Source organism: Klebsiella sp. 64 (assembly GCF_018223915.1).
GTDB classification, from domain to species: domain Bacteria; phylum Pseudomonadota; class Gammaproteobacteria; order Enterobacterales; family Enterobacteriaceae; genus Klebsiella; species Klebsiella pneumoniae.
On the sequence record NZ_JAGRQZ010000025.1, the window covers coordinates 133,141 to 155,499 of the forward strand.

Consider the following 22,359-nt stretch of genomic DNA (forward strand, 5'->3'; position numbering starts at 1 on the left):
ACTCGCTTATCGTTGTTGTTAAAGTCCGTACTGGCGAATAAACCAGGCCGGGGTACAGCTCCACGCATGGCAGTAACTGTTGATAAGCTTACTGCCATACGGGGAAAAGTCAGGATGTTGGGGGTCGAAAATTTCCCAGAAGGTGTCGGCGCCGTAGGCGACCATCGCCCCCCAGTAGGCTTTGATCTCCGCCACCGCCTCCTCGCGCAGGCCGGACTGTAGCAGGGCAACAATGTGATGATGACGCAGGTACGGGGTGTTCATGGCAATGGCGGGCGGCTGCTGCTGCAAGCGGCGCATCAGCGCCTGACGCTGCCCGGCGGTGCCAACTTCCGCCAGCACCAGCCAGATCTGCGACGCCCATGAGACCTGACGCACGGCGCCGCTGATAAACACCTGCCGATCGTTGTCCCACAGGTGGTGGAGGGCGGCCTCCTTCAGCTGCCAGAGCGTGGCAGTGTAGTCGGGTACCCGCTGCGGTTCAAAACGCTGCGCCAGCCAGAGGGCGCGCTGCAGACAGTAGATGAGTACCCCCTGCGCCGACGCCTGTTTATTCAGCTCCGCCTGCCAGTCGATAAATACCCACCAGTCATCGCTGTCGCGCACCAGCCCCTGAGAATCGCAGCGGGTCAGCGCCAGCTCGATTTGCCGCCGCGCCGTAGGCCACAGCTCACCGACGGTTTCCGTGTCGCCTGTGCTTTGCAGGTAGTTATAAAGCACGTCGACAAAAAACAATGAGTAATCAAACAGAAAGGTGTCATCGGCGCGTACCTCTGGCTGAACAAAGACATTGGCGGAAACCATGCCATCTTCCCGGGTATGGGCGGCAAAGAGATACAGGCAGCGGCGGACCAGATCGTGGTGGCCGAAGGTCACGTCATTCACCTGCGCCTGCAGGCGTAGGTCGCCCAGCCACAGCCGACGGTCGCGTTTCGGCCCATCTTCAAACACCTCCTGCATGCAGTTTTTCAGGGTACGAACGGCAACGTCATCAATGGCTTTCAACTGCGGATCGGCGATGACCGCCGGGTGCGGGCTGCCGGCAGAGGTGACGGTTTCCAGAGCGATCTCATCGAACTGCAGACGAAACTTGCGCGACAGCGCTTTGACCTCCACCTTCAGGTAGCGCAGGCAATAGCGACGTGGCAGAGCGACCCGGGCGGGCAGGACGTCAAGCCACAGATCCTGCTGCTGCAACCAGCTGCTGCTCAGCCATCCCTGGTATTCGCTGAACGGCTCACAGACTTCGCTCAGCGTCTCGCCGAAGGTGAAGTGCAGATGGGCCGGGGCATCGGGCGGGCTGCCGACGCTGCGGCAGCTGAACTGCAGGTAGCCAACAAAATGGCTGCCAAAATCAATAATGATGCTGTCGCCGACGTTGAGCGGTTGCTGATAAAACTGCTCCGGCGTGCAGACGGTATTCCCCCGCCAGCCGTTCAGCGCTCCTGGTTCAGCGACGGCCTCGACGATGGCCTGCGGCGTCTGGCGCAGGCGTTGCAGCGCGGGCGTCAGGTCGGCCGCACGCTGTAAAAAGCGCGGATGACGGATCATCGCCACGCTGGAATTGTATTGAATTGCTTGTGACATACTGCGTCCTCTCCGTTAGGTTAGGCGCAGCATAGGCCGTCGTCCGGCGCGGCTACCACTCTGGCAATGCCAAACCGTCAGTGAAAATGGCAGGAATAATGAGGTGGGGGCGCTGGCGATCACAAATCCGCACATCGGGCGCGTGCCGAGGGCCGGAATAGATTATCGTGCCCCTGCGCCATAGGTTGTTCAGGATTTGCTGTAATGATGACACTGACCGTTGAGTATTATTTCACCCATCCCCAGGATAAGCTCGGCATGTACGCCAGTGACCCGGAGGATAATAGCCAGGAGCATGGCCATGAATTTGCCGAACTGGTGATCGTCGAGGAGGGGCATGGGTTACACGTTATTAATGGTCGCCCGCTGTATATCCAACAGGGAGACGTATTTTACGTCCAGCCTGGCGATGTGCATTATTATGATGAGCTGGGGACGCTGAAGCTGATTAATGTCTTAATTAATCCGGCGGTGGCCTTTGGCTATTTACAGCAGATGGAGGGATTGCTGCAGCAATTATCCGCGCAGCGCGCCGCCTGCTATGGCTGGCTGGCGCCGGAGACTCGCAGCTATTGCCGGGAACTAGTGGAAAAGATATTTTCCCCGGCGCTGAGGGCGGCGGATAATACCCCGCTACGGGAGTCTCTCTTTTTCCAGCTGGTGACCACCATTCTCACAGCCGAGTCGGAAGCCGAATATAGCAGCACTCGCTATAAACTGCATAAATTACTCACCTGGCTTCAGGAGCACTGTTTCGAAGAACATAACTGGCAGCAGCTGGCGGAGCAATTTCATCTCACCACCCGCACCGCGTTTCGCCATATTAAAGAGGCCACCGGATTAACCCCGGATAATTATCTGAAACGTCTGCGGCTGGTCTCCGCGCGGGTCAAATTACGCGAAACGGAGATGACCATTACCGAAGTGGCTTATCTGTGCGGCTTCGCCAACAGCAACCACTTTACCACCCTGTATAAAAAAGTATTTGGCCTGACCCCCAGCGCCGATCGCCGCCGCCCACCGGGTTAAAAGGGGGCCGCAGGCCGGGCAGGGGAAAAACCGGCCGCCCGCGGCAAGTCACGCTTATTCGTCGAGGGAGTTTGCCCGCACATGACGGCCGCTGGCGACAAAATTGCCGGTGCCCAGATGATGCAGGGTATTGAGCTTATCGTCGTCGAATTGCCAGCGTCCGGTGACGAACGCGCGCTCATCGGCGGCGGCAGAGACCACCTCTCCGAACAGGGTATCGTACTGGGTCTGGGCCGCCGTCGCCGGCAGCAACCGGCACTCCATCCATGCCAGACATTTCTCCTCGATCAGCGGCAGCCCCAGCTCCGGACCGGTTACTACCGGGATCCCCCAGGCATTGAATTTGTCCTCATCGCGGCCGCTGACGCTGCCGACGGCGTAGGTCCAGCTGGCGGCGGCGGCACCGGGAACCACAATGCCGAAGGTGCCATTGCGCTCGATGATCTCCCGCGTCCAGGTGCTTTTATCCACCACGATAGCCACCCGCGGCGGGGCGAATTCCACCGGCATTGACCAGGCGGCGGCCATAACGTTGCGCCGGTCGGACGAGGCATCGTAGCTGGTGATCAAAATGGTTGGGCCGTGGTTGAGCAGGCGGCTGGCGTACTGCAGTTCAACGTGGCGAAAGCGGCTCATAGGCGTTCCTTGAATAATGGGTCGGTTGGCAGGTAACACGTTAAGCCGCAATGAAAATGTAATCAATACGTCATCTCGTCTGACTATAGTCGCCAGCACTAAGTCCCAAAGAGGATCACAATATGTTGGCTCCCCTGATGCTATCCCAGGTGAGCGTGCCCCGTCGGATGTCGACCGCCGGGCTGGTCTCGCTGTCCCGAAAGGGAGGGCGATGATGCGCACGCTGACCCCTATCACCCTGCAGGAGGTCTCTTTCGCCTTCGCAGAGACCCCTATTCTTGACCGCTTCACGTTGCATATCGAACCCGGCCGCATCGTGGCGCTACTGGGCCCTTCCGGCTGCGGCAAAAGCACGCTGCTGCGTCTGCTGGCCGGGCTGAGCGTGCCGGCCAGCGGCGAAATCCGCTTTGGCGACAGGCTGGTCGCCCGCGCAGGATGGGGATTGCCCCCGGAGCAGCGCGATATCGGCATGGTTTTTCAGGATTACGCCCTCTGGCCGCATATGAGCGTGGCGCAGAACGTCGCCTTTCCGCTGCGCATGCGCGGCGTCTCCCGCAGCGAACGCGAGCGCCGGGTCAGCGAGGCGCTGGCGCGGGTAGGCCTCAACGGCTTTGCCGAACGTAAGCCTTCAGGCCTCTCCGGCGGTCAGCAGCAGCGGGTGGCGCTGGCGCGGGCGATCGTCGCCGCGCCGCGGGTGCTGCTGTTTGATGAACCGCTCTCCAACCTGGACAGCGAACTACGCGAATCGCTGTGTGGCGAAATGAGCCGCCTGCTGCGACAGCTCGGCATCACCGCCCTGTATGTCACCCATGACCGACGTGAAGCCGAGCTGTTAGCCGACCAGATTGTCTATTTATCCGCGGGCCGCGTGGCCGCTGTCCGCGCCGTTACGCCAACCTCAGGGGAAGTTGCATGAACACCGTTATGACCGTTAAGAAAGGAGTGGTACTCGCGATGGCTCTCTCCGCCATGATGCTCTCCAGCGCCCATGCGCTGACCGTTTACACCGCCGGACCCGGCTCGCTGGCGAAAAGCCTGGCCAGCGGTTTTGAACAACAGACCGGGGTGAAGGTGACCGTTTTTCAGGCCACCACCGGCAAAGTGATGGCCCGACTGGAGGCCGAGCAGGCCAACCCGCAGGCGGATGTGCTGATCTCCGCCTCGTGGGATACCGCCGAAGATCTGCACCAGCGGGGCTGGTTGTTGCCTTTTGCGAGCGCCAACGCCGACCAGGTACCGGCGAACCTGAAATCGGCGGACTATATCGCCCAGGGCGTCTCCGCCCTGGGTATTGTCTGGAACAGTAAAAGCGGCACCCCGGAACCGAAAGAGTGGCGGGATCTCACCCAGCCGGCGTTTAAAGACAAGGTGACAACCCCCGACCCGGCGCTCTCCGGCGCGTCGCTGGATTTGCTGATCGGGCTGCAAAACAGCATGGGCGGCCAGGCCTGGCAACTGTTTGACGAACTGAAAAAGAACGGCATGGTAGTCAGCGGACCCAACGCCCAGGCGGTGACGCCGGTGATGCAGGGAGCGAAAGCGGCGGTGTTTGGCGCGGTGGATTATGTCTCCTACGGCAACATTCAGCAGGGCGAGTCGCTGAAGGTGATCTTCCCGGCCAGCGGAACGGTGATTGCCCCGCGCCCGATGATGATCCTCAAAACCAGCCAGCATCCCGGCGAGGCCAAAGCCTTTATCGATTACGTGCTGTCGCCGGAAGGTCAGGCAAAGGTCGCCGACGCCTGGCTGATGCCCGCCCGCCGCGACGTGGCGGCTAAACGTCCGCTACTGGACGCGCTGAAGGTGCTACCCACCACCAGCGAGGGCAGCAGCGAGCGGGGCGCCGTGCTCGCCCGCTTCAGTCAGCTGTACGCGCAGTAATTGATCCCGTTTCTCCGGCGCTGGCCGCCGGAGGACCCTCAGCTTCAGGAACCGGTTGTGAAACAAACATTCCTTTCCGGCGCGACCCTTGCCGCCCTGGTGATGCTGGTCGCGTTACCGTTAGTGTTTATTCTGCTGCAGGCGATTTTTCCCCGTTTTAGCGCCGGTTCGCTCGGGGACGCCTTTGGCGGCATCCCGGCGCTGCTGGCCGATCCTCAGCTGCCGGCGATGCTCGGCGGTACGCTGTGGATCGCCGCCGGCGTGGCGTTGGTCAGCGTAATGATTGGCCTGCCGCTCGGCATCCTGCGCGGTATGTTTTCGCTGCCGCTGCCCCGGCTGTGGGATCTCCTGTTTTTGATCCCCTTTCTGACGCCGCCCTATATCTCGGCGCTCTCCTGGATGCTGGCCCTGCAAAGCCAGGGCTATCTGCAGCAGCTGACCGGCTGGCAGCTGAACGATCTGCTGTTCAGCCGCAGCGGGATCGTGCTGGTGATGACCTTTAACATATTTCCGGTGGTCTACTTTGCCGTCTCCCGCAGCCTGCTGGCGAGCGGGACCCGGCTGGCGGTGGTCGCCCGCGTCCATGGCGCCAGCGCCTGGCGCGCCTTCTGGCACGTGACGCTACCGATGCTCTCTCCGGCGCTGGCGGCGGGGATGCTGCTGGCGTTTACCCTCGCCATCGAGGAGTTTGGCGTACCGGCGGCGCTGGGCAGCCGGGCGGGAGTGGTGATGCTGACGGTCGGTATTGAGAAAAAGCTGGCCGACTGGCCGGTGGATCTCCCTGGCGCCGCGCTATTGTCGCTGCTGCTGATGGCGGTGGCGTTGTTCGCCTGGTGGCTGCAAAGGCGGCTGGTGGGGGAGAAAGAGGTCACCAGCGTCACCGGTAAGCCGGGGGAGAACCACGGGGCATCGCTGGGCTGGATGACGCTGCCCGCCGTGCTGGCGATGGCGGCCGTCGGCGGCCTGGCGGTCGGCGTCCCCGCCGTCTCGATGATGCTCACCAGCGTGATGGGCACGCTCTCCGGTGGCGTGAGTGTTGAGAATGTCACGCTGCGTCATTTCGCGGCGCTGTTTGACCAGCAGGGAGATGCCCTGTCGGCCCTCGGCACCAGCCTGTCGCTGGCCCTGGGTTCGGCGCTAATCGTCGGCGCGCTGGGCCTGCTGGCCGCCTGGCTGGTGATGGTGCGGAAGATTAAAGGGCGCGGGATGGTGGACGCGCTGTCGCTGATGCCGGCGGCGCTGCCGGGCGTGGTGGTGGGGGTCGGTTTGATCCTGCTGTGGAATCAGCCCTTCTGGCCGCGCTCGCCCTATAACACGCTGTGGATGCTGCTGCTCTCCTATTGCTGCCTGCTGTTGCCCTGGCCGGTGCGCTATGTCGGCAGCGCGCTGCGCCAGCTGGGCCCGAACCTTGAGCCCGCCGCCAGGGTGCACGGGGCGTCGCCACTGCAGGCGCTGCGGTTGATTGTCCTGCCGCTGGTCTTTCCGGCGCTGCTGGCGGCGATGCTGATGGTGTTCGCGGTGGCTTCCCGGGAGCTGGTGACCTCGCTGCTGCTCTCTCCGGCCGGTACGCAAACCGTGGCGGTGTTTATCTGGCGCCAGTTCGAACAGGGTTCCGTCGGTCAGGGCATGGCGATGGCCAGCCTGACGTTGTTGACCGGTCTGGTCCTGATGCTGACGGCGCTGGCGCTGATGCAGCGCCGCACGCGCGGTTAACGCTAAGCGCACAAAAAAGACGGTCGGCGCGGAAAAATAGGCTATAAATGTCGGACACCTACAGCTGGAGGCCCTGATGAGTCCCTTTTTACGCGCCTATTTTTCCCGTCTGAGCTGGACGGGTGAGCCTGATGTTTCCATTGATACCCTGCGGGAACTGCATCTGCAGCATAACAGCGCCATCCCCTTTGAAAACCTCGACGTCCTGCTGCCGCGTGAAATCCACCTTGACGATGGGGCGCTGGAAGAGAAGCTGATCGCCGCCCGCCGCGGGGGGTATTGTTTTGAACAGAATGGCCTGCTGGAGCGCGCGCTGCGCGAGATAGGCTTTAACGTCCGCAGCCTGCTGGGCCGCGTGGTGCTGGCCAACCCGCCGCAGATGCCGCCGCGTACTCACCGTCTGTTGCTGGTGGAGGTGGCGGGGGAGCGCTGGATCGCCGACGTCGGCTTCGGCGGCCAGACGCTGACCGCGCCGATCAAACTGCTGGCCGATATCCCACAGCAAACGCCGCACGGCAGCTATCGTCTGGTGCATGAAGGGGATGAGTGGACGCTGCAGTTCAACCATCACGAACACTGGCAGTCGATGTACCATTTCGATTTAGGCCGCCAGTATGCGTCTGATTATGTGATGGGCAACTTCTGGTCGGCGCACTGGCCGCAGTCCCACTTCCGGCACCATCTGCTGATGTGTCGTCATCTGCCGGAAGGCGGCAAAATGACCCTCACCAACTTCCACTTTACCCACTGGGAGAATAACCATGTGGTGGAGAAGGTCGATTTTGCCGATGTCTCCGCGCTGTATGAAGCGCTGCAGACCCGTTTCGGCCTGGGTGTGGACGATCCTAAACATGGCTTCAGCGAAGCGGCGCTGGCGGCGGTGATGGCGGCGTTCGATACCCATCCGGAAGCCGGGAAGTAAATCTCCCCATGCCCGGCGGCGCTGCGCTTGCGCGGGCCTGCGAGGTATGAGCCTGTAAGAGGACCCTGTAGGCCGGGTAAGGCGACAGCCGCCACCCGGCGAAATTACAGGTACCGTGCCTGATATCTTGCCCGGCGGCGCTGCGCTTGCGCGGGCCTGCGAGGTTTGAGCCTGTAAGAGGACCCTGTAGGCCGGGTAAGGCGACAGCCGCCACCCGGCGAAATTACAGGTACCGTGCCTGATATCTTACCCGGCGGCGCTGCGCTTGCGCGGGTCTACGGGGTATGAGCCTGTGAGAGGACCCTGTAGGCCGGGCAAAGCGTAGCCGCCACCCGGCGAAATTACAGGTACCGTGTCTGATATCTTGCCCGGCGGCGCTGCGCTTGCGCGGGCCTGCGAGGTTTGAGCCTGTGAGAGGACCCTGTAGGCCGGGTAAGGCGGCAGCCGCCACCCGGCATAAAACCTGGAGCCAGGTACGATAAATACCCGAACTTGGCGCGAAGGCCTCGTCCGGGCTACCGGTAAGGATGAATGGTAAACGCCGCCAGCGCTCAGCGCCGGGAGCGTACCACCTGGTAACGCCGGGTGAAATACTCCACCGGCGCGCTCCAGACGTGAACCAGGCGGGTGAAGGGGAAGATCAGAAAGATGGTCATTCCGAGCACCAGGTGGACGCGGTAAATCCATGCGACACCGTCCAGATGCGCCGAGGCGCCGCCGTGGAAGGTGACCACCGCCTGCGCCCAGTCCACCAGCTTGAGCATTTCGCTGCCGTCCGGATGCTGGGCGGAGAAGGGGATGGTTGTCAGCCCCAGCGCGCACTGAATCAGCAGAATGCACAGGATCAAAATATCCGCGGTCGTGGAGGTGGCGCGAATTCGCGGGTTGGTCAGGCGGCGCATCAGCAGGCCGATACCGCCTACCAGGGTCAGCACGCCGCAGATGCCGCCAAGGATCATGGCCATCAGCTGCTTCTGGGACATCGGCAGGAACCACGAGTAGACCCAGTGTGGGGTCAGCATGCCAAAGAGATGGCCAAAGAAGATGCCGAGAATGCCGATATGAAATAAGTTCGACCATAGCACCATCCCGCGCTTATCCAGCATCTGGCTGGATGAGGCGCGCCAGGTATACTGCCCGTAATCGTAGCGCAGCCAGCTGCCCACCAGAAAGACGGTGCCGCACAGGTAAGGGTAGATATCGTAAAAGAAGACGTTCAGATACTGGATCATTTCGGGCCTCCGGCGCGGATGTCAACGTACTGCGGCGCCACATCCTGACTAAAGCGTCGTTGATAAGCTTGCATCGACGAGCTATCGCAAGCGGTCGCGTTATCTTCGATAAACTTCACCTGCTCTTCTTCCCACACGGCGTCCAGCGCCTGACGGGTATCGTCGCGCTTTTCTCCCGCCACCTGTTTTGTGACGCTGTCACTGGTGAGCGGGCTTTTAGCCAGCGCCAGCAGGGCGTCAAACAGCTGATAATACGGGCAGGCTCGCTGCTTAAGACGGCCGCCGATCAGCGCCAGAATCGGCGCGATATTCTGCAGCCCCTCACGAGCCTCCGCGGGAGGTAGAATACTGAGATACTCCAGATACAGCGGCAGATGGTCGGGCAACTCGCGACAATCGATCTGCAGACCCGCCTGCTGATACTGATTCATCAGGTCGACCATCGCCTGGCCGCGGTCGCGGGATTCGGCATGCACATGTTCAAACAGCAGCAGCGAGGTGGCGCGCCCGCGCTCGAACACCTCGCACCATTCGGCCTGGCGATCCAACAGCGGAGCCGTCAACAGCTCACCGACAAACGGCGTCAGGGAAGGGACATCGGCCCTGATCAGCGCCAGGGCGTCGTCGCGGTTCTCCCACAGTAACTCGTCGGGGTACTCCAGCAGCAGACCGATCACTTTCAGGATCCGCATCACTCGCCCTCCCCATGCTTACGCACGCCGCTGACGTCGATGGCGTCGATCCGCCGGCTGTTAAACAGGTTGAATTTCGTATCTGACCCGTGGCAGCCATCGCCGAAGGTAAAGCCGCAGCCGTTACGTTCCGGAAAGGCATCCTCCGCCAGTTCGCGATGGCTGGTGGGGATCACGAAGCGGTCTTCGTAGTTGGCGATCGCCAGATAGCGATACATCTCTTCGACCTGCTCAACGCTGAGGCCCACCTCTTCAATGGCGCGGGTATCGGTGACGCCCTCGACGGTTTGCGAGCGCTTGTAGTGGCGCATCGCCATCATCCGTTTCAGCGCGCGCAAGACCGGTCCGGTATCGCCGGCGCTCAGCAGATTCGCCAGGTATTGCACCGGGATGCGCAGACTCTCAACCGCCGGCAGGATGTTGCCGTTGCTCGGTAAGCCGCCGGCGTCGGCAACAGACTGGATCGGCGACAGGGGCGGCACGTACCAGACCATCGGCAGGGTGCGATACTCCGGATGCAGCGGCAGGGCCAGCTTCCAGTCCATCGCCAGCTTATATACCGGAGACTTCTGCGCCGCCTCAATGACGTTGTGCGGGATCCCTTGCTTTAGCGCTTCCTCGATGACCGCCGGATCGTTTGGATTAAGGAACACCTCGCACTGGCGCTCATAGAGGTCGGTTTCATGTTCGGTACTGGCCGCCTCTTCAATACGGTCGGCGTCATACAGCAGTACGCCAAGATAGCGGATGCGCCCGACGCAGGTTTCTGAGCAGACCGTTGGCTGCCCGGACTCAATGCGCGGATAGCAGAAGATGCATTTTTCCGACTTACCGCTCTTCCAGTTAAAGTAGATTTTTTTGTACGGGCAGCCGCTGATGCACATCCGCCAGCCGCGGCATTTATCCTGATCGATCAGTACGATGCCATCTTCCTCACGCTTGTAGATGGCGCCGCTCGGGCAGGTGGCCACGCAGCTCGGGTTGAGGCAGTGCTCGCACAGGCGCGGGAGATACATCATGAAGGTATTTTCGAACTGGCCGTACATCTCTTTTTGCATGGCTTCGAAGTTACGGTCGCGGGCGCGTTTCTCGAATTCGCCGCCGAGCAGCTCCTCCCAGTTCGGGCCCCAGTTAATCTTATCCATACGCTCGCCGCTGATCAGCGAGCGCGGGCGGGCGGTCGGCAGATATTTGCCCTCCGGCGCGTTGTGCAGGTGCTGGTAGTCATAGGTAAAGGGTTCGTAGTAATCGTCGATCGCCGGCAGCACCGGGTTGGCGAAAATCTTCGATAATACGCTGACCCGATTGCCGAGGCGGGGCGTCAGCTTACCGCTAATGCCGCGGATCCAGCCGCCTTGCCACTGATCCTGGTCCTCCCAGTTTTTGGGGTAGCCAATGCCCGGTTTGGTCTCCACGTTATTGAACCACGCGTACTCCATGCCTTCGCGGCTGCTCCAGACGTTTTTACAGGTGACCGAGCAGGTGTGACAGCCGATGCATTTGTCCAGATTCAGCACCATTCCAACCTGAGAACGGATTTTCATTTTTTCGCCTCCTGTACCTGATCGCGACCTTCATCATCCAGCCAGGCAATATTCTTCATTTTGCGGATCATGATGAACTCGTCGCGGTTCGATCCGACGGTGCCGTAGTAGTTAAAGCCATAGGCCAGCTGGGCGTAGCCGCCAATCATGTGCGTTGGCTTCGGACAGACGCGGGTTACCGAGTTATGAATGCCGCCGCGACGACCGGTCACTTCCGAACCCGGGATATTCATAATCCGTTCCTGAGCGTGGTACATCATGGTCATCCCCGGCGGCACCCGCTGGCTCACCACCGCCCGCGCGGTGAGAGCCCCGTTGGCGTTGAACGCTTCAATCCAGTCGTTATCTTCAATGCCCAGCTCTTTCGCATCGGTTTCGCTAAGCCAGACGATCGGCCCGCCGCGCGACAGCGTCAGCATCAGCAGGTTTTCGCTATAGGTTGAGTGGATCCCCCACTTCTGGTGCGGCGTCAGGAAATTCAGCGCTTTTTCCGGAAAGCCGTTTGGCGGCACGGCCTTCATCTGGCTGACGCTGCGGGTATCAATGGGCGGGCGATAGGCTACCAGGCTTTCGCCGAAGGCGCGCATCCACGGATGGTCCTGATACAACTGCTGGCGGCCGGAGAGGGTGCGCCATGGGATCAGCTCATGCACGTTGGTATAACCGGCATTGTAGGAGACGTGCTCGCTTTCCAGTCCCGACCACGTCGGGCTGGAGATAATTTTGCGCGGCTGCGCCTGAATATCGCGAAAGCGGATCTTCTCATCCTCTTTATTGAGCGCCAGATGGGTATGATCGCGGCCGGTAAACTCTCCCAGCGCCTGCCAGGCTTTCACCGCCACCTGGCCGTTGGTTTCCGGCGCGAGGCTGAGAATAACTTCAGAGGCGTCAATGGCGCTGTCGATCCGCGGCCGGCCTTTGGCCGGACCATCGGGCTTGACGTAGTTAAGCTTGCCGAGGAAATCGACTTCGCTTTGCGTATTCCACGAAATGCCTTTTCCGCCGTTGCCAAGCTTATCGAGCAGCGGGCCGAGAGAGGTGAAGCGTTCCCAGGTGGCAGGATAGTCGCGTTCCACCAGGGCAATCGACGGTGCGGTTTTCCCGGGGATCAGATCGCATTCGCCCTTGCGCCAGTCAAGCACCTCGAACGGCTGCGACAGTTCGCCGGGGGAATCATGCTGCAGCGGGACCAGCACCACATCGGTCTCTTTGCCAAGATGGCCGACGCAGACCTGCGAGAAGGATTTAGCGATATCCTTGTAGATCTCCCAGTCGCTCTTTGCCTCCCAGGCCGGGTCGACGGCGGCGGAGAGCGGGTGGATAAACGGGTGCATGTCCGAGGTGTTCATATCGTCTTTTTCATACCAGGTGGCGGTCGGCAGGACAATATCGGAGAAGAGACAGGTACTGGACATGCGGAAATCCAGCGTCACCAGGAGATCGAGTTTGCCCTCAATCGCCGCGGTCTGCCACTCGACTTCCTCAGGTTTTACCTCATCGCTGGCGCCCAGTTCATCACCCTGAATACCGCTGTCGGTCCCGAGCAGGTATTTCAACATGTACTCATGCCCCTTACCGGACGATCCCAGCAGGTTTGAGCGCCAGATAAACAGGTTGCGCGGATGGTTTTTGCCGCTATCCGGCTGCTCGGCGGCAAAGCGAATATCGCCTGATTTTAACGACTGGACGGTGAACTCCGCGGGGGAGAGCCCGGCGGCCTCGGCCTGCTGCTTAATGGTCAGCGGGTTGACGTTGAGCTGGGGCGCAGAGGGTAACCAGCCCATCCGTTCCGCACGGACGTTGAAGTCGATAAGGCTGCCGCTAAATTTGCTGGCGTCGGCCAGCGGCGACAGCAGCTCCTGCGCGGTCAGTTTTTCGTAGCGCCACTGGCTGGCGTGGTTGTAGAAATAAGAGGTACTGTTCATCTGCCGCGGCGGACGACTCCAGTCCAGGGCGAACGCCAGCGGCAGCCAGCCGGTCTGCGGGCGCAGTTTCTCCTGACCGACATAGTGCGACCAGCCGCCGCCGCTCTGGCCGACGCAGCCGCAGAATACCAGCAGATTAATCATCCCGCGGTAGTTCATATCCATGTGGTACCAGTGGTTCACCCCGGCGCCGAGGATAATCATTGAGCGGCCGTGGGTCTTATGTGCCGTATCGGCAAACTCGCGGGCGATTTGTTCGATATGTTGACGCGGTACGCCGGTGATCTGCTCCGCCCATGCCGGGGTATAGGCTTTGACCTCGGCGAAATCCTTCGCCGCATTGACATCATCAAGCCCGCGATCCAGACCGTAGTTGGCCAGAATCAGGTCATAGACGCTGACCACCAGGCCGCTTTCGCCACTGGCCAGCGTCAGCTGTTTAGCCGGTAGCGGGTGAAGGGTCACCGGTGACTGCGCTACGCTGCGAAAATGCGGGTTTTCGTTGCCGCCAAAGTAGGGGAAGCCCACCGACACCACGCTGTCGCGAATATCCAGCAGCGACAGCTTAAGCTCGACATCTTTGCCGTCTGCCCGTTGTTCGAGATTCCATTTGCCTTTTTCGCCCCAGCGAAAGCCGATGGAGCCGTTCGGCGCCACCAGTTCGCCGTCGCTGTTATAGGCCACGGTTTTCCATTCCGGGTTATTACTTTCCCCGAGACCGTTAAGCAGGTCGGAAGCACGCAGCATACGGCCCGGCGTATAGCTGCCGTCGTCGCGCGGCTCGAGTATCACCAGCATCGGCATGTCGGTGTAGGTCCGGCAGTAGTTGAGAAAGTAATCGCTCGGGTTATCGAGGTGGAAGGCTTTGAGGATCACATGGCCCATGGCCATCGCCAGCGCGCTGTCGGTGCCTTGCTTCGGCGCCAGCCACTGGTCGCAGAGCTTAGCGACTTCCGAATAGTCCGGCGTGATGGCGATAGTTTTGGTGCCCTTGTAGCGCACTTCGGTAAAGAAGTGGGCGTCCGGGGTTCGGGTCTGCGGCACGTTGGAGCCCCAGGCAATAATGTAGCTGGAGTTGTACCAGTCGGCGGATTCCGGCACGTCGGTCTGTTCGCCCCAGGTCATCGGCGAGGCGGGGGGCAGATCGCAGTACCAGTCATAAAAGCTCAGGCAGGTGCCGCCAATCAACGATAAATAGCGAGTGCCCGCGGCGTAGGAGACCATCGACATCGCCGGGATCGGCGAGAAGCCGGCGACGCGGTCCGGGCCATAATGTTTGATGGTCCAGACGTTGGCGGCGGCGATGAGCTGGTTCAGCTCTTTCCAGCTGGAGCGGACAAAACCGCCTTTGCCGCGCGCCGCTTTATAGCTGCGGGTTTTTGCCGGATCCTGCATGATGCTATCCCATGCCAGCACCGGGTCGGGATGCTGCGCCAGGGCTTCGCGCCACAGCTCAATCAGTCGTTTACGCGCCAGCGGGTACTTCAGGCGGTTGGCGCTGTAGAGATACCAGGAGTAGCTGGCGCCGCGCGGGCAGCCGCGCGGTTCGTGATTTGGCAGATCCGGCCGGGTGCGCGGATAATCGGTCTGCTGGGTTTCCCAGGTAACGAGGCCGTTTTTGACGTAAATTTTCCAGCTGCAGGAGCCGGTGCAGTTCACACCGTGCGTGGAGCGGACAATTTTGTCGAACTGCCAGCGTTGACGGTAGCTGTCTTCCCAGTCACGGTTGTTGTTGTAGACCTGGCCGTGGCCGTTGGCAAAGGTCTCGCCCTTCTGCTTAAAGTAGCGAAAGCGATCCAGAAGTTTACTCATGACATTTCTCCTGCTCCGATGATGTCCGGCATCGTGCCACCCGGCCGGATGAGCGAACGAACTCGTAAGGCCGGATAAGGCGTAAGCCGCTATCCGGCAGATAAATCGTTATGGTTAAGCGGATTTACGGCGGCCGTAGACCAGCCAGGTCACCAGCACGCAAACCACATAGAAGACAAAAAAGACTTTCATCGCGCCAACCGGTGAGCCGGTCATCGCCAGCGAGGTGCCGAAGGCTTTCGGAATAAAGAAGCCGCCGATGGCGCCGATCGCCGAGATAAAGCCCAGCGCGGCAGCGGTATCGGTCACCGCCTCGTGCTGCGCTTCTTCATCGCTGCCGCCGCGCTGTTTTACGCTGTCGATGGTGAGCTGGCGGAAGATGACGGCGATCATCTGGAAGGTGGAGCCGCTTCCCAGACCGGCGGTTAAAAAGAGCCCCATAAACACCACGTAGAAAGCGAGAAAGCTGCCGGAGCCGCTGCCTGGCAGGGTCAGAAACAGCAGGCCGGTAAACAGCGCCATCAGGACGAAGTTAACCAGCGTCACCCGCACGCCGCCGAGACGGTCGGAGATGATCCCGCCGAACGAGCGCGCCAGCGCGCCGATGAACGGTCCAAAGAAGGCGAGCTTGAGGATATCGACCGCGGGAAACTGGGTTTTCGCCAGCATGGCAAAGCCGGCGGAAAAGCCGATGAACGAGCCAAACGTCGCCAGATAGAGCAGGCTTAACAGCCACATATGCGGTCGCTTGAGCACGGGAAGCTGATCGCGAATCGAGGCCTTTGAACCGGCGATATCGTTCATGCCGAACCATGCCGCGACGGTGGCGAGCAGCAGCAGCGGTACCCAGACGAGCGCCGCATTACTCAGGGTGATTGTCGAACCATCGGGCTGGGTGACGCCATGGACGCCGAGAAAGGTGAAGAGCGGCAGGAAGATGACCGCCGGGGCGACCATCTGCATCACGCTTACGCCCAGATTGCCAAGGCCGCCGTTGACTCCCAGCGCGCTGCCCTGTTTCGCTTTGGGGAAAAAGAAACTGATATTTCCCATGCTGGAAGCAAAATTCGCTCCGGCAAAACCGCACAACAGCGCAATAATAATAAATACCCAGAACGGAGTAGTAATATTCTGGATTGCCACCCCTAACCAAATACAAGGCACGACCAGGATAACGGTACTTAATACGGTCCAGTAGCGCCCGCCAAAAAGGGGTACCATAAAGGAGTAGGGGACCCGTAATATCGCGCCGGAAAGTGAAGGCAGGGCGGTTAATAAAAAAAGCTGGTCGGTGGTGAAATGAAAACCGACCTTATTGAGATTCACCGCTACGGCGCTGAATAACATCCATACGCAGAAAGCAAGCAGCAAACAGGCCACTGATATCCATAGATTTCTTCGCGCAATGGCTTGGCCTTTATTTTCCCAGAACGCCTTGTTTTCAGGCCGCCAGTTGTTCAAAAGGTAATGATTATCTTTATCATTCTGCACCGACATATTGCCCTCTACTTGCCCGGAAAGGAGTAAATAAATAAGGTCAACAGCTGAATACAAGGGGATAGTGAATAACGCTTAATTTGCGTTATCTATGAAGCGTAGATAAAAAAAACGTGCTGACAGAGAGCACGTGGTAAGCGTAGCGGAATTAATTGTTACTAAATGTAAAGATACCTAAAACAACTCCAGCGTAATCATCTTATTTACATAGCGGCTAAACGCCGCCTCATCCAGGGCCTGCGCGTCCAGCGCATAAATCCCGTCGAGGCCGCACACCAGGGCGATAAAGCGCCAGGCGATATCCGCCGCAGGCTCAGCCGACCGAAATTCGCCGCTGGCGAGGCCCTGCTCGATGATGGCGACGGTCTCGGCATGCCACATATTCATGGTCAGCAGGTAGGCCGCTTTGATGTCCGGATCGCTGTCGGCCAGCACCTGGCCTTCGCGCCACAGGCGGATATAGGGTTCCAGTCGGCCATCCTCGCTGCCGATCATCGAGAACAAGCGCTCGCGCCAGCTGGCGTCCTCAGCCACCAGCGGCATGTCGAGCATCTCGCGGATCAGGCGGATGAAAACCTGCGCTTTCAGCTCGCCGATGGAGGTGAAGTGGTGGTGCAGCTGCCCGGCGGCCACCTGGGCTTCGCGGGCGATCTGCCGCACGGTCATGGCGGCAAAGCCGCCGCGCAGCGCCAGGCGCATGGCGGCCTGCATAATCCCTTCCCGTCGCGCATCACGTTGTAAATAGTGCATAGAACCCCGCTGTCATCTGGCTTTGGCCGAGTGTAACAAAAAGTTGGACATGTGTTCAACAATCCGGCAGGATCGCCATCCTGGACGTGCGTCCAATATTCAATATTGATTGAGGTACAAGCTATGTCACGGCAATGGATGACGCTGATGGCGATTTTGCTGGTTTATATTCCGGTGGCGATTGACGCTACGGTGTTGCATGTGGCCGCGCCGACCCTCAGCGTGGCGCTGGGTAGCAGCGGCAATGAGCTGTTGTGGATCATTGATATCTACTCATTAGTGATGGCCGGCATGGTGCTGCCGATGGGCGCCCTTGGCGATAAGATCGGCTTTAAGCGCCTGCTGCTGCTCGGCAGCGCCATTTTTGGCATCGCCTCGCTGTGCGCCGCGCTGTCGCCGACGGCCATGACGCTGATTGCCTCACGCGCTTTGCTGGCGGTGGGGGCGGCGATGATCGTCCCGGCGACGCTGGCCGGGATCCGCAGCACCTTTGCCGAGGCCAGCCAGCGCAATATGGCGCTGGGGCTGTGGGCAGCGGTCGGCTCCGGCGGCGCGGCCTTCGGCCCGCTGGTGGGCGGTATCCTGCTGGAGCATTTCTACTGGGGGTCGGTGTTCCTGATCAATGTGCCGATCGTACTGGTGGTTATCGCGATTAACGCGAAAGTGGTGCCGCGCCAGCCCGCGCGCCGCGAACAGCCGCTCAATCTACTGCAGGCGCTCGTTTTGATTGCCGCGATCCTGATGCTGGTGTTTAGCGCGAAATCGGCGCTGAAGGGCCAGCTGGCGCTGTGGCTCACCGCGCTGGTGGCGCTCGGCGGGGCGGCGATGTTAACCTGGTTTATCCGCAAGCAGCTGTCGGCGGCCCGCCCGATGGTGGATATGCGCCTGTTCACCCATCGCATAATCTTAAGCGGGGTGATGATGGCGATGACGGCCCTGATTACCCTGGTCGGTTTTGAGCTGCTGATGGCCCAGGAGCTGCAGTTTGTGCACCAGAAAACGCCGTTCGAGGCGGGGATATTTATGCTGCCGGTAATGGTGGCCAGCGGCTTCAGCGGCCCGATTGCCGGCCTGCTGGTGTCGCGGCTTGGGCTGCGCGAGGTGGCGACCGGCGGGATGCTGCTCAGCGCCTTCAGCTTTCTCGGCCTGGCGTTGACCGATTTCAGTACCCAGCAGTGGCTGGCCTGGGGGCTGATGACGCTGCTGGGCTTTAGCGTGGCCAGCGCGCTGCTGGCCTCCAGTTCCGCGATTATGGCGGCAGTGCCGAAGGAGAAAGCGGCGGCCGCCGGGGCGATTGAAACCATGGCCTATGAGCTGGGCGCCGGTCTCGGCATAGCGCTGTTCGGCCTGATCCTGACCCGCAGCTACAGCGCCTCTATTGCGCTGCCGTCTGGCCTGAGTGGCGCCATGGCGCAGCAGGCGGCGTCATCGATTGGCGAGGCGGTGAGTCTGTCCCAGGCGCTGCCCGCCGGGGTGGCGCAGGCGCTGATGGCGGCGGCGAAGACGGCTTTTATTCAGGCTCATAGCCTGGTGCTGGCGACGGCGGGTGTATTGCTTCTGCTGCTGGCCGCTGGGATCTGGCGCAGCCTCGCCACCGTGGCGAAACCGCAGTCGGCGCTATAGCTGCAGCGACAGATCCATCGCCGCGCGCCGTAGCGGGGCGAGAGCCTTCTCTTTTAACGCCGCGGCGCTGACCGTCGCGGCAGGTACCCCGACATTCAGGGCGGCCACCACCTGACCGTGACGCGACAGCACGGGTACCGCCAGCGAGCACAAGCCTACCTCGATCTGCCGGTCGGCGAGGGCATAGCCCTGCATGCGCACCCGGGCGATCTCTGCACGTAAACCGGACAAATCGCACAGGGTATGCGGAGTGTAGCGAATAAGCGTAACTCGTGACAACGTCACTTCCAGCTGTTCCTCCGGCAGCGCGCTCAGCAACACCCGCCCCATCGACGTGGCCCACGCCGGCAGGCGGCTGCCGCGCCCCAGATCGATGCTCAGTAAATTATTGACCGCCGCGCGGGCAATATAGAGCACGTTATCCCCGTCGAGCGTCGCCGCCGAACAGGATTCGCCGAGCGCTTTGCCAAGATTATCCAGCGCCGTCTGCGCCACCTTGGCCAGCGGCGTGCCTGCCAGATAGGCGTGGCCGACGGCCAGCACCCGGGGGAGCAGTTCATAGCTACGGCCATCCGGACTGTGCACCATGCCCAGCGCGGCGAGGGTATACAAACAGCGGCGTACCGCCGCGCGCGAGATTTGCGTTTTCTGGCTGAGCTGGGAAATGGTCAGCCGCTGGCGCTGGGGGGTGAAGGCGTTAAGGACCTCCAGCCCGCGGGCCAGAGATAGCATAAAGTTAGGGTCGTGCTCGGCCTGCCTGGCGCTCAGCGTATTGGGGATATTGTCGCTCATCGCATCCTTCTCCGTTGCAGCGTAAAGCTCACGGCAGATCACTATACCTTGCGCAAAATGGGGCGCGCTGAATTGTGCCGGTTTTACCACCACGATCACATTAATAACCGTCTTTTAACAAACGCGTCGATAATCGCACAACATTTCGATTATCGCCGTTGACCATCCGCCAGGCTGAACCCTATTGTCAATGGCACAGACCCCCGTTATGGATGTGGGTACAAAAAGTTATATATCTCATCAGGAACAGAAAATGACTGCCACCGTAGAGCAAATCGAGAGCTGGATTGTGGATGTCCCGACCATCCGGCCGCATAAATTGTCGATGACCACCATGGGCTGCCAGTCGCTGGTGATCGTGCGCCTTACCCGTTCCGACGGCATCTGCGGCATCGGCGAAGCCACCACCATCGGCGGCTTGAGCTATGGCGTTGAGAGCCCCGAGGCCATCTCGTCGGCGATCACCCATTATCTGACGCCGCTGTTGAAAGGGCAGCCGGCCGATAACCTGAATGCGCTGACCGCCCGCATGAACGGCGCCATTAAAGGCAACACCTTTGCGAAGTCCGCCATCGAAACCGCGCTGCTCGACGCTCAGGGCAAAGCCTTAGGTCTGCCGATATCAGCCCTGCTCGGCGGCGCGCTGCAAACGGCGTTGCCGGTGCTGTGGACCTTAGCCAGCGGCGATACCGCGAAAGATATCGCTGAAGGAGAAAAACTGTTGGCCGAAGGCCGCCACCGGGCGTTCAAACTGAAGATCGGCGCGCGTGAACTCGCCACCGACCTGCGTCATACCCGCGCCATCGTTGAAGCGTTAGGCGACCGCGCCAGCATCCGTGTCGACGTCAACCAGGCCTGGGACGCCGCCACCGGCGCGAAAGGCTGCCGCGAACTGGCGGCGATGGGCGTCGATCTTATCGAACAGCCGGTCAGCGCCCACGATAATGCCGCCCTGGTGCGGTTAAGCCAGCAAATTGAAACCGCGATCCTCGCGGATGAAGCGGTCGCGACCGCTTACGATGGTTATCAGCTGGCGCAGCAGGGCTTTACCGGCGCTTACGCGCTGAAAATCGCCAAAGCCGGGGGGCCGAACAGCGTGCTGGCGCTGGCCCGCGTCGCGCAGGCGGCAGGGATTGGCCTGTACGGCGGCACCATGCTGGAAGGCACCGTAGGGACCGTGGCTTCTCTGCACGCCTGGTCGACGCTGCCGCTGCAGTGGGGTACCGAGATGTTCGGCCCGCTGTTGCTGAAAGACGATATTGTCAGCGTGCCGCTCACCTTTGCCGACGGTCAGGTGGCGCTGCCGCAAACGCCGGGCCTTGGCGTCGAGCTGGATGAAGACAAACTGCATTTTTATACCCGCCAGCCGTAGCGGGGAACAGGAGAAAAAAATGTTATTTAAAGTGGAGATGACCGTCAATATTCCGCCTGGCTTTCCCGCCAACGAGGCGGAGGAAATAAAAAAACGCGAAAAAGCCTATTCGCAACAATTACAGCGGGAAGGCAAATGGCGGCATATCTGGCGCGTTGCCGGCCTTTATGCCAACGTCAGTATTTTCGATGTTCAAGATGCCGAAGAATTGCATCAAATATTAATGGGATTGCCGCTATATCCCTTTATGGCGATAAAAGTGGAAGCCCTCTGTCGTCATCCGTCATCAATTCGCGATGACGATCGCTAATAATAATATCTGACCTCACGCCGGTATTACCGGCGTATACCCTGCAAAATATAAGAGAGAACCAGTATGAGTAATGTATTCGTACAACAACCAGCTATTCAGAAATTATTACGCGACAGTGCCGGATTAGATGTTGCCGGCGGCGATGAACGTTTTAAGGCGATTATTCATCGTCTGCTGGAAAATATCTGCACGCTCATCGACGACTATAACGTTACGGAAGAAGAGTTCTGGCACGCGGTAAACTATTTGCACGAGCTGGGCGGGCGTCAGGAGGCGGCGCTGCTGGCGGCGGGTCTGGGACTGGAGCATTTCCTCGATCTGCGCCAGGACGCCATCGACGCGGCAGCGCATCGGGAAACCGGCACCCCGCGCACCATCGAAGGGCCGCTGTACGTGGCTAATGCGCCGCTGGCGGAGGGGCACGCCCGCATGGATGACGGCGCCGACGCCGGAGAAGTGATGTGGCTGCACGGTGAAGTCAAAGACACCGAAGGCCGGCCAGTGGCCAACGCTATTGTTGATATCTGGCACGCCAACACCCTCGGAAATTATTCCTTCTTCGACCCAGGCCAGAGTGAGTACAACCTGCGCCGGCGGATCCGCACCGGCGCCGATGGCCGCTACAGCGTGCGCAGCATCATGCCCTCCGGCTACGGCTGCCCGCCGGATGGCCCAACCCAGAAACTGCTGGACAGACTGGGTCGCCACGGCAACCGTCCGGCGCACATTCACTTTTTCGTCTCCGCGCCGGGTCATAAACATCTGACCAGCCAGATTAACCTCAATGGCGATAAATACCTGTGGGACGATTTTGCCTTTGCCACCCGCGACGGCCTGATTGCCGATCCGGTAAAAGTGACCGACCGCGAGATCATCGCGCAACGCAATCTTGAGGGAGAGCACACCGAGGTTTGTTTTGATTTCACCCTGTGTAAAGCGCTGAGCGCCGACGAAGAGCAGCGCGGGATCCGCGTGCGCGCCAAAGAGTAAGCGGCATTATCGGCCCCGGGCACGCTACTGCCCGGGCCAGATATTGCAC

Annotated in this window: 18 protein-coding genes; 9 read left to right on the plus strand and 9 right to left on the minus strand. The window is 60.5% G+C overall.

The annotated features are described in order from the left end of the window. Positions 1-18: 18 nt before the first annotated feature. Positions 19-1,587 (minus strand): family 78 glycoside hydrolase catalytic domain, encoded by a 1,569-nt coding sequence (locus KHQ23_RS17610; protein ID WP_020804708.1) that lies wholly within the window; start codon positions 1,585-1,587, stop codon positions 19-21. 204 nt (positions 1,588-1,791) lie between these two features. On the opposite strand from KHQ23_RS17610, the gene KHQ23_RS17615 reads away from it, so the two are divergent. Next, the gene (locus KHQ23_RS17615) at positions 1,792-2,616 is read left to right on the plus strand and encodes a helix-turn-helix domain-containing protein (RefSeq protein ID WP_004180112.1); all 825 of its coding nucleotides are present in this window, start codon (positions 1,792-1,794) and stop codon (positions 2,614-2,616) included. Positions 2,617-2,670: 54 nt separating this feature from the next. Here KHQ23_RS17615 and KHQ23_RS17620 read toward each other — a convergent pair whose 3' ends face one another. After that, positions 2,671-3,252 carry a flavin reductase family protein gene (locus KHQ23_RS17620; protein ID WP_211776858.1) on the minus strand — a complete coding sequence of 194 codons (582 nt, stop codon included), beginning with the start codon at positions 3,250-3,252 and terminating at the stop codon, positions 2,671-2,673. A gap of 211 nt (positions 3,253-3,463) precedes the next feature. Between KHQ23_RS17620 and KHQ23_RS17625 the strand changes: the two genes are divergently transcribed. The 4 genes from KHQ23_RS17625 to nhoA all read left to right on the plus strand — a co-directional run bounded on the left by KHQ23_RS17625 (position 3,464) and on the right by nhoA (position 7,768). Next, entirely contained in the window at positions 3,464-4,168 is a 705-nt protein-coding gene (locus KHQ23_RS17625; RefSeq protein ID WP_004189827.1) for an ABC transporter ATP-binding protein, read from the plus strand. Then, positions 4,165-5,133 carry an ABC transporter substrate-binding protein gene (locus tag KHQ23_RS17630; protein WP_004214344.1) on the plus strand — a complete coding sequence of 323 codons (969 nt, stop codon included), beginning with the start codon at positions 4,165-4,167 and terminating at the stop codon, positions 5,131-5,133. Before KHQ23_RS17625 ends, KHQ23_RS17630 begins: the two co-directional genes overlap by 4 nt. Before the next feature lie 57 nt (positions 5,134-5,190). Beyond that, a complete protein-coding gene (locus KHQ23_RS17635; RefSeq protein WP_032434614.1) occupies positions 5,191-6,846 on the plus strand; it encodes an iron ABC transporter permease in 1,656 nt (551 codons plus the stop codon). A gap of 76 nt (positions 6,847-6,922) precedes the next feature. Beyond that, entirely contained in the window at positions 6,923-7,768 is an 846-nt protein-coding gene (gene nhoA, locus KHQ23_RS17640) for an N-hydroxyarylamine O-acetyltransferase (protein WP_023286503.1), read from the plus strand. 551 nt (positions 7,769-8,319) lie between these two features. Here the strand turns inward: nhoA and narI are convergent. The 6 genes from narI to KHQ23_RS17670 form a co-directional block, all read right to left on the minus strand. Next, entirely contained in the window at positions 8,320-9,000 is a 681-nt protein-coding gene (gene narI / locus KHQ23_RS17645) for a respiratory nitrate reductase subunit gamma (RefSeq protein WP_004175972.1), read from the minus strand. Further along, positions 8,997-9,692, minus strand: coding sequence for a nitrate reductase molybdenum cofactor assembly chaperone (gene narW, locus KHQ23_RS17650; RefSeq protein WP_002906547.1), 696 nt, complete (start codon positions 9,690-9,692; stop codon positions 8,997-8,999). The genes narI and narW overlap by 4 nt, the downstream gene beginning before the upstream one ends. After that, positions 9,692-11,236, minus strand: a complete 1,545-nt coding sequence (gene narH, locus KHQ23_RS17655; protein WP_004148517.1) for a nitrate reductase subunit beta — start codon at positions 11,234-11,236, stop codon at positions 9,692-9,694. The genes narW and narH overlap by 1 nt, the downstream gene beginning before the upstream one ends. Further along, positions 11,233-14,973 carry a nitrate reductase subunit alpha gene (locus tag KHQ23_RS17660; RefSeq protein WP_032434612.1) on the minus strand — a complete coding sequence of 1,247 codons (3,741 nt, stop codon included), beginning with the start codon at positions 14,971-14,973 and terminating at the stop codon, positions 11,233-11,235. The genes narH and KHQ23_RS17660 overlap by 4 nt, the downstream gene beginning before the upstream one ends. Positions 14,974-15,087: 114 nt before the next feature. Then, positions 15,088-16,470 carry a NarK family nitrate/nitrite MFS transporter gene (locus tag KHQ23_RS17665; RefSeq protein WP_032434610.1) on the minus strand — a complete coding sequence of 461 codons (1,383 nt, stop codon included), beginning with the start codon at positions 16,468-16,470 and terminating at the stop codon, positions 15,088-15,090. A 174-nt stretch (positions 16,471-16,644) separates the two neighbouring features. Continuing rightward, positions 16,645-17,220, minus strand: coding sequence for a TetR family transcriptional regulator (locus tag KHQ23_RS17670; RefSeq protein ID WP_004888643.1), 576 nt, complete (start codon positions 17,218-17,220; stop codon positions 16,645-16,647). A 123-nt stretch (positions 17,221-17,343) separates the two neighbouring features. On the opposite strand from KHQ23_RS17670, the gene kmrA reads away from it, so the two are divergent. Further along, positions 17,344-18,843 (plus strand): efflux MFS transporter KmrA, encoded by a 1,500-nt coding sequence (gene kmrA, locus KHQ23_RS17675; RefSeq protein WP_032434608.1) that lies wholly within the window; start codon positions 17,344-17,346, stop codon positions 18,841-18,843. Here the strand turns inward: kmrA and KHQ23_RS17680 are convergent. Continuing rightward, positions 18,838-19,728: an IclR family transcriptional regulator C-terminal domain-containing protein gene (locus KHQ23_RS17680; RefSeq protein ID WP_009485870.1), complete on the minus strand. Its 891-nt coding sequence runs from the start codon at positions 19,726-19,728 to the stop codon at positions 18,838-18,840. The genes kmrA and KHQ23_RS17680 overlap by 6 nt on opposite strands. A 115-nt stretch (positions 19,729-19,843) precedes the next feature. On the opposite strand from KHQ23_RS17680, the gene KHQ23_RS17685 reads away from it, so the two are divergent. The 3 genes from KHQ23_RS17685 to catA all read left to right on the plus strand — a co-directional run bounded on the left by KHQ23_RS17685 (position 19,844) and on the right by catA (position 22,310). Then, positions 19,844-21,007: a muconate cycloisomerase family protein gene (locus tag KHQ23_RS17685; protein ID WP_072158546.1), complete on the plus strand. Its 1,164-nt coding sequence runs from the start codon at positions 19,844-19,846 to the stop codon at positions 21,005-21,007. 19 nt (positions 21,008-21,026) lie between these two features. Further along, entirely contained in the window at positions 21,027-21,317 is a 291-nt protein-coding gene (gene catC, locus KHQ23_RS17690; RefSeq protein WP_004180100.1) for a muconolactone Delta-isomerase, read from the plus strand. 66 nt (positions 21,318-21,383) lie between these two features. Next, on the plus strand, positions 21,384-22,310 hold the full coding sequence (catA, locus tag KHQ23_RS17695) for a catechol 1,2-dioxygenase (RefSeq protein WP_004175986.1): 927 nt from the start codon (positions 21,384-21,386) through the stop codon (positions 22,308-22,310). The last annotated feature ends 49 nt before the right edge of the window (positions 22,311-22,359 follow it).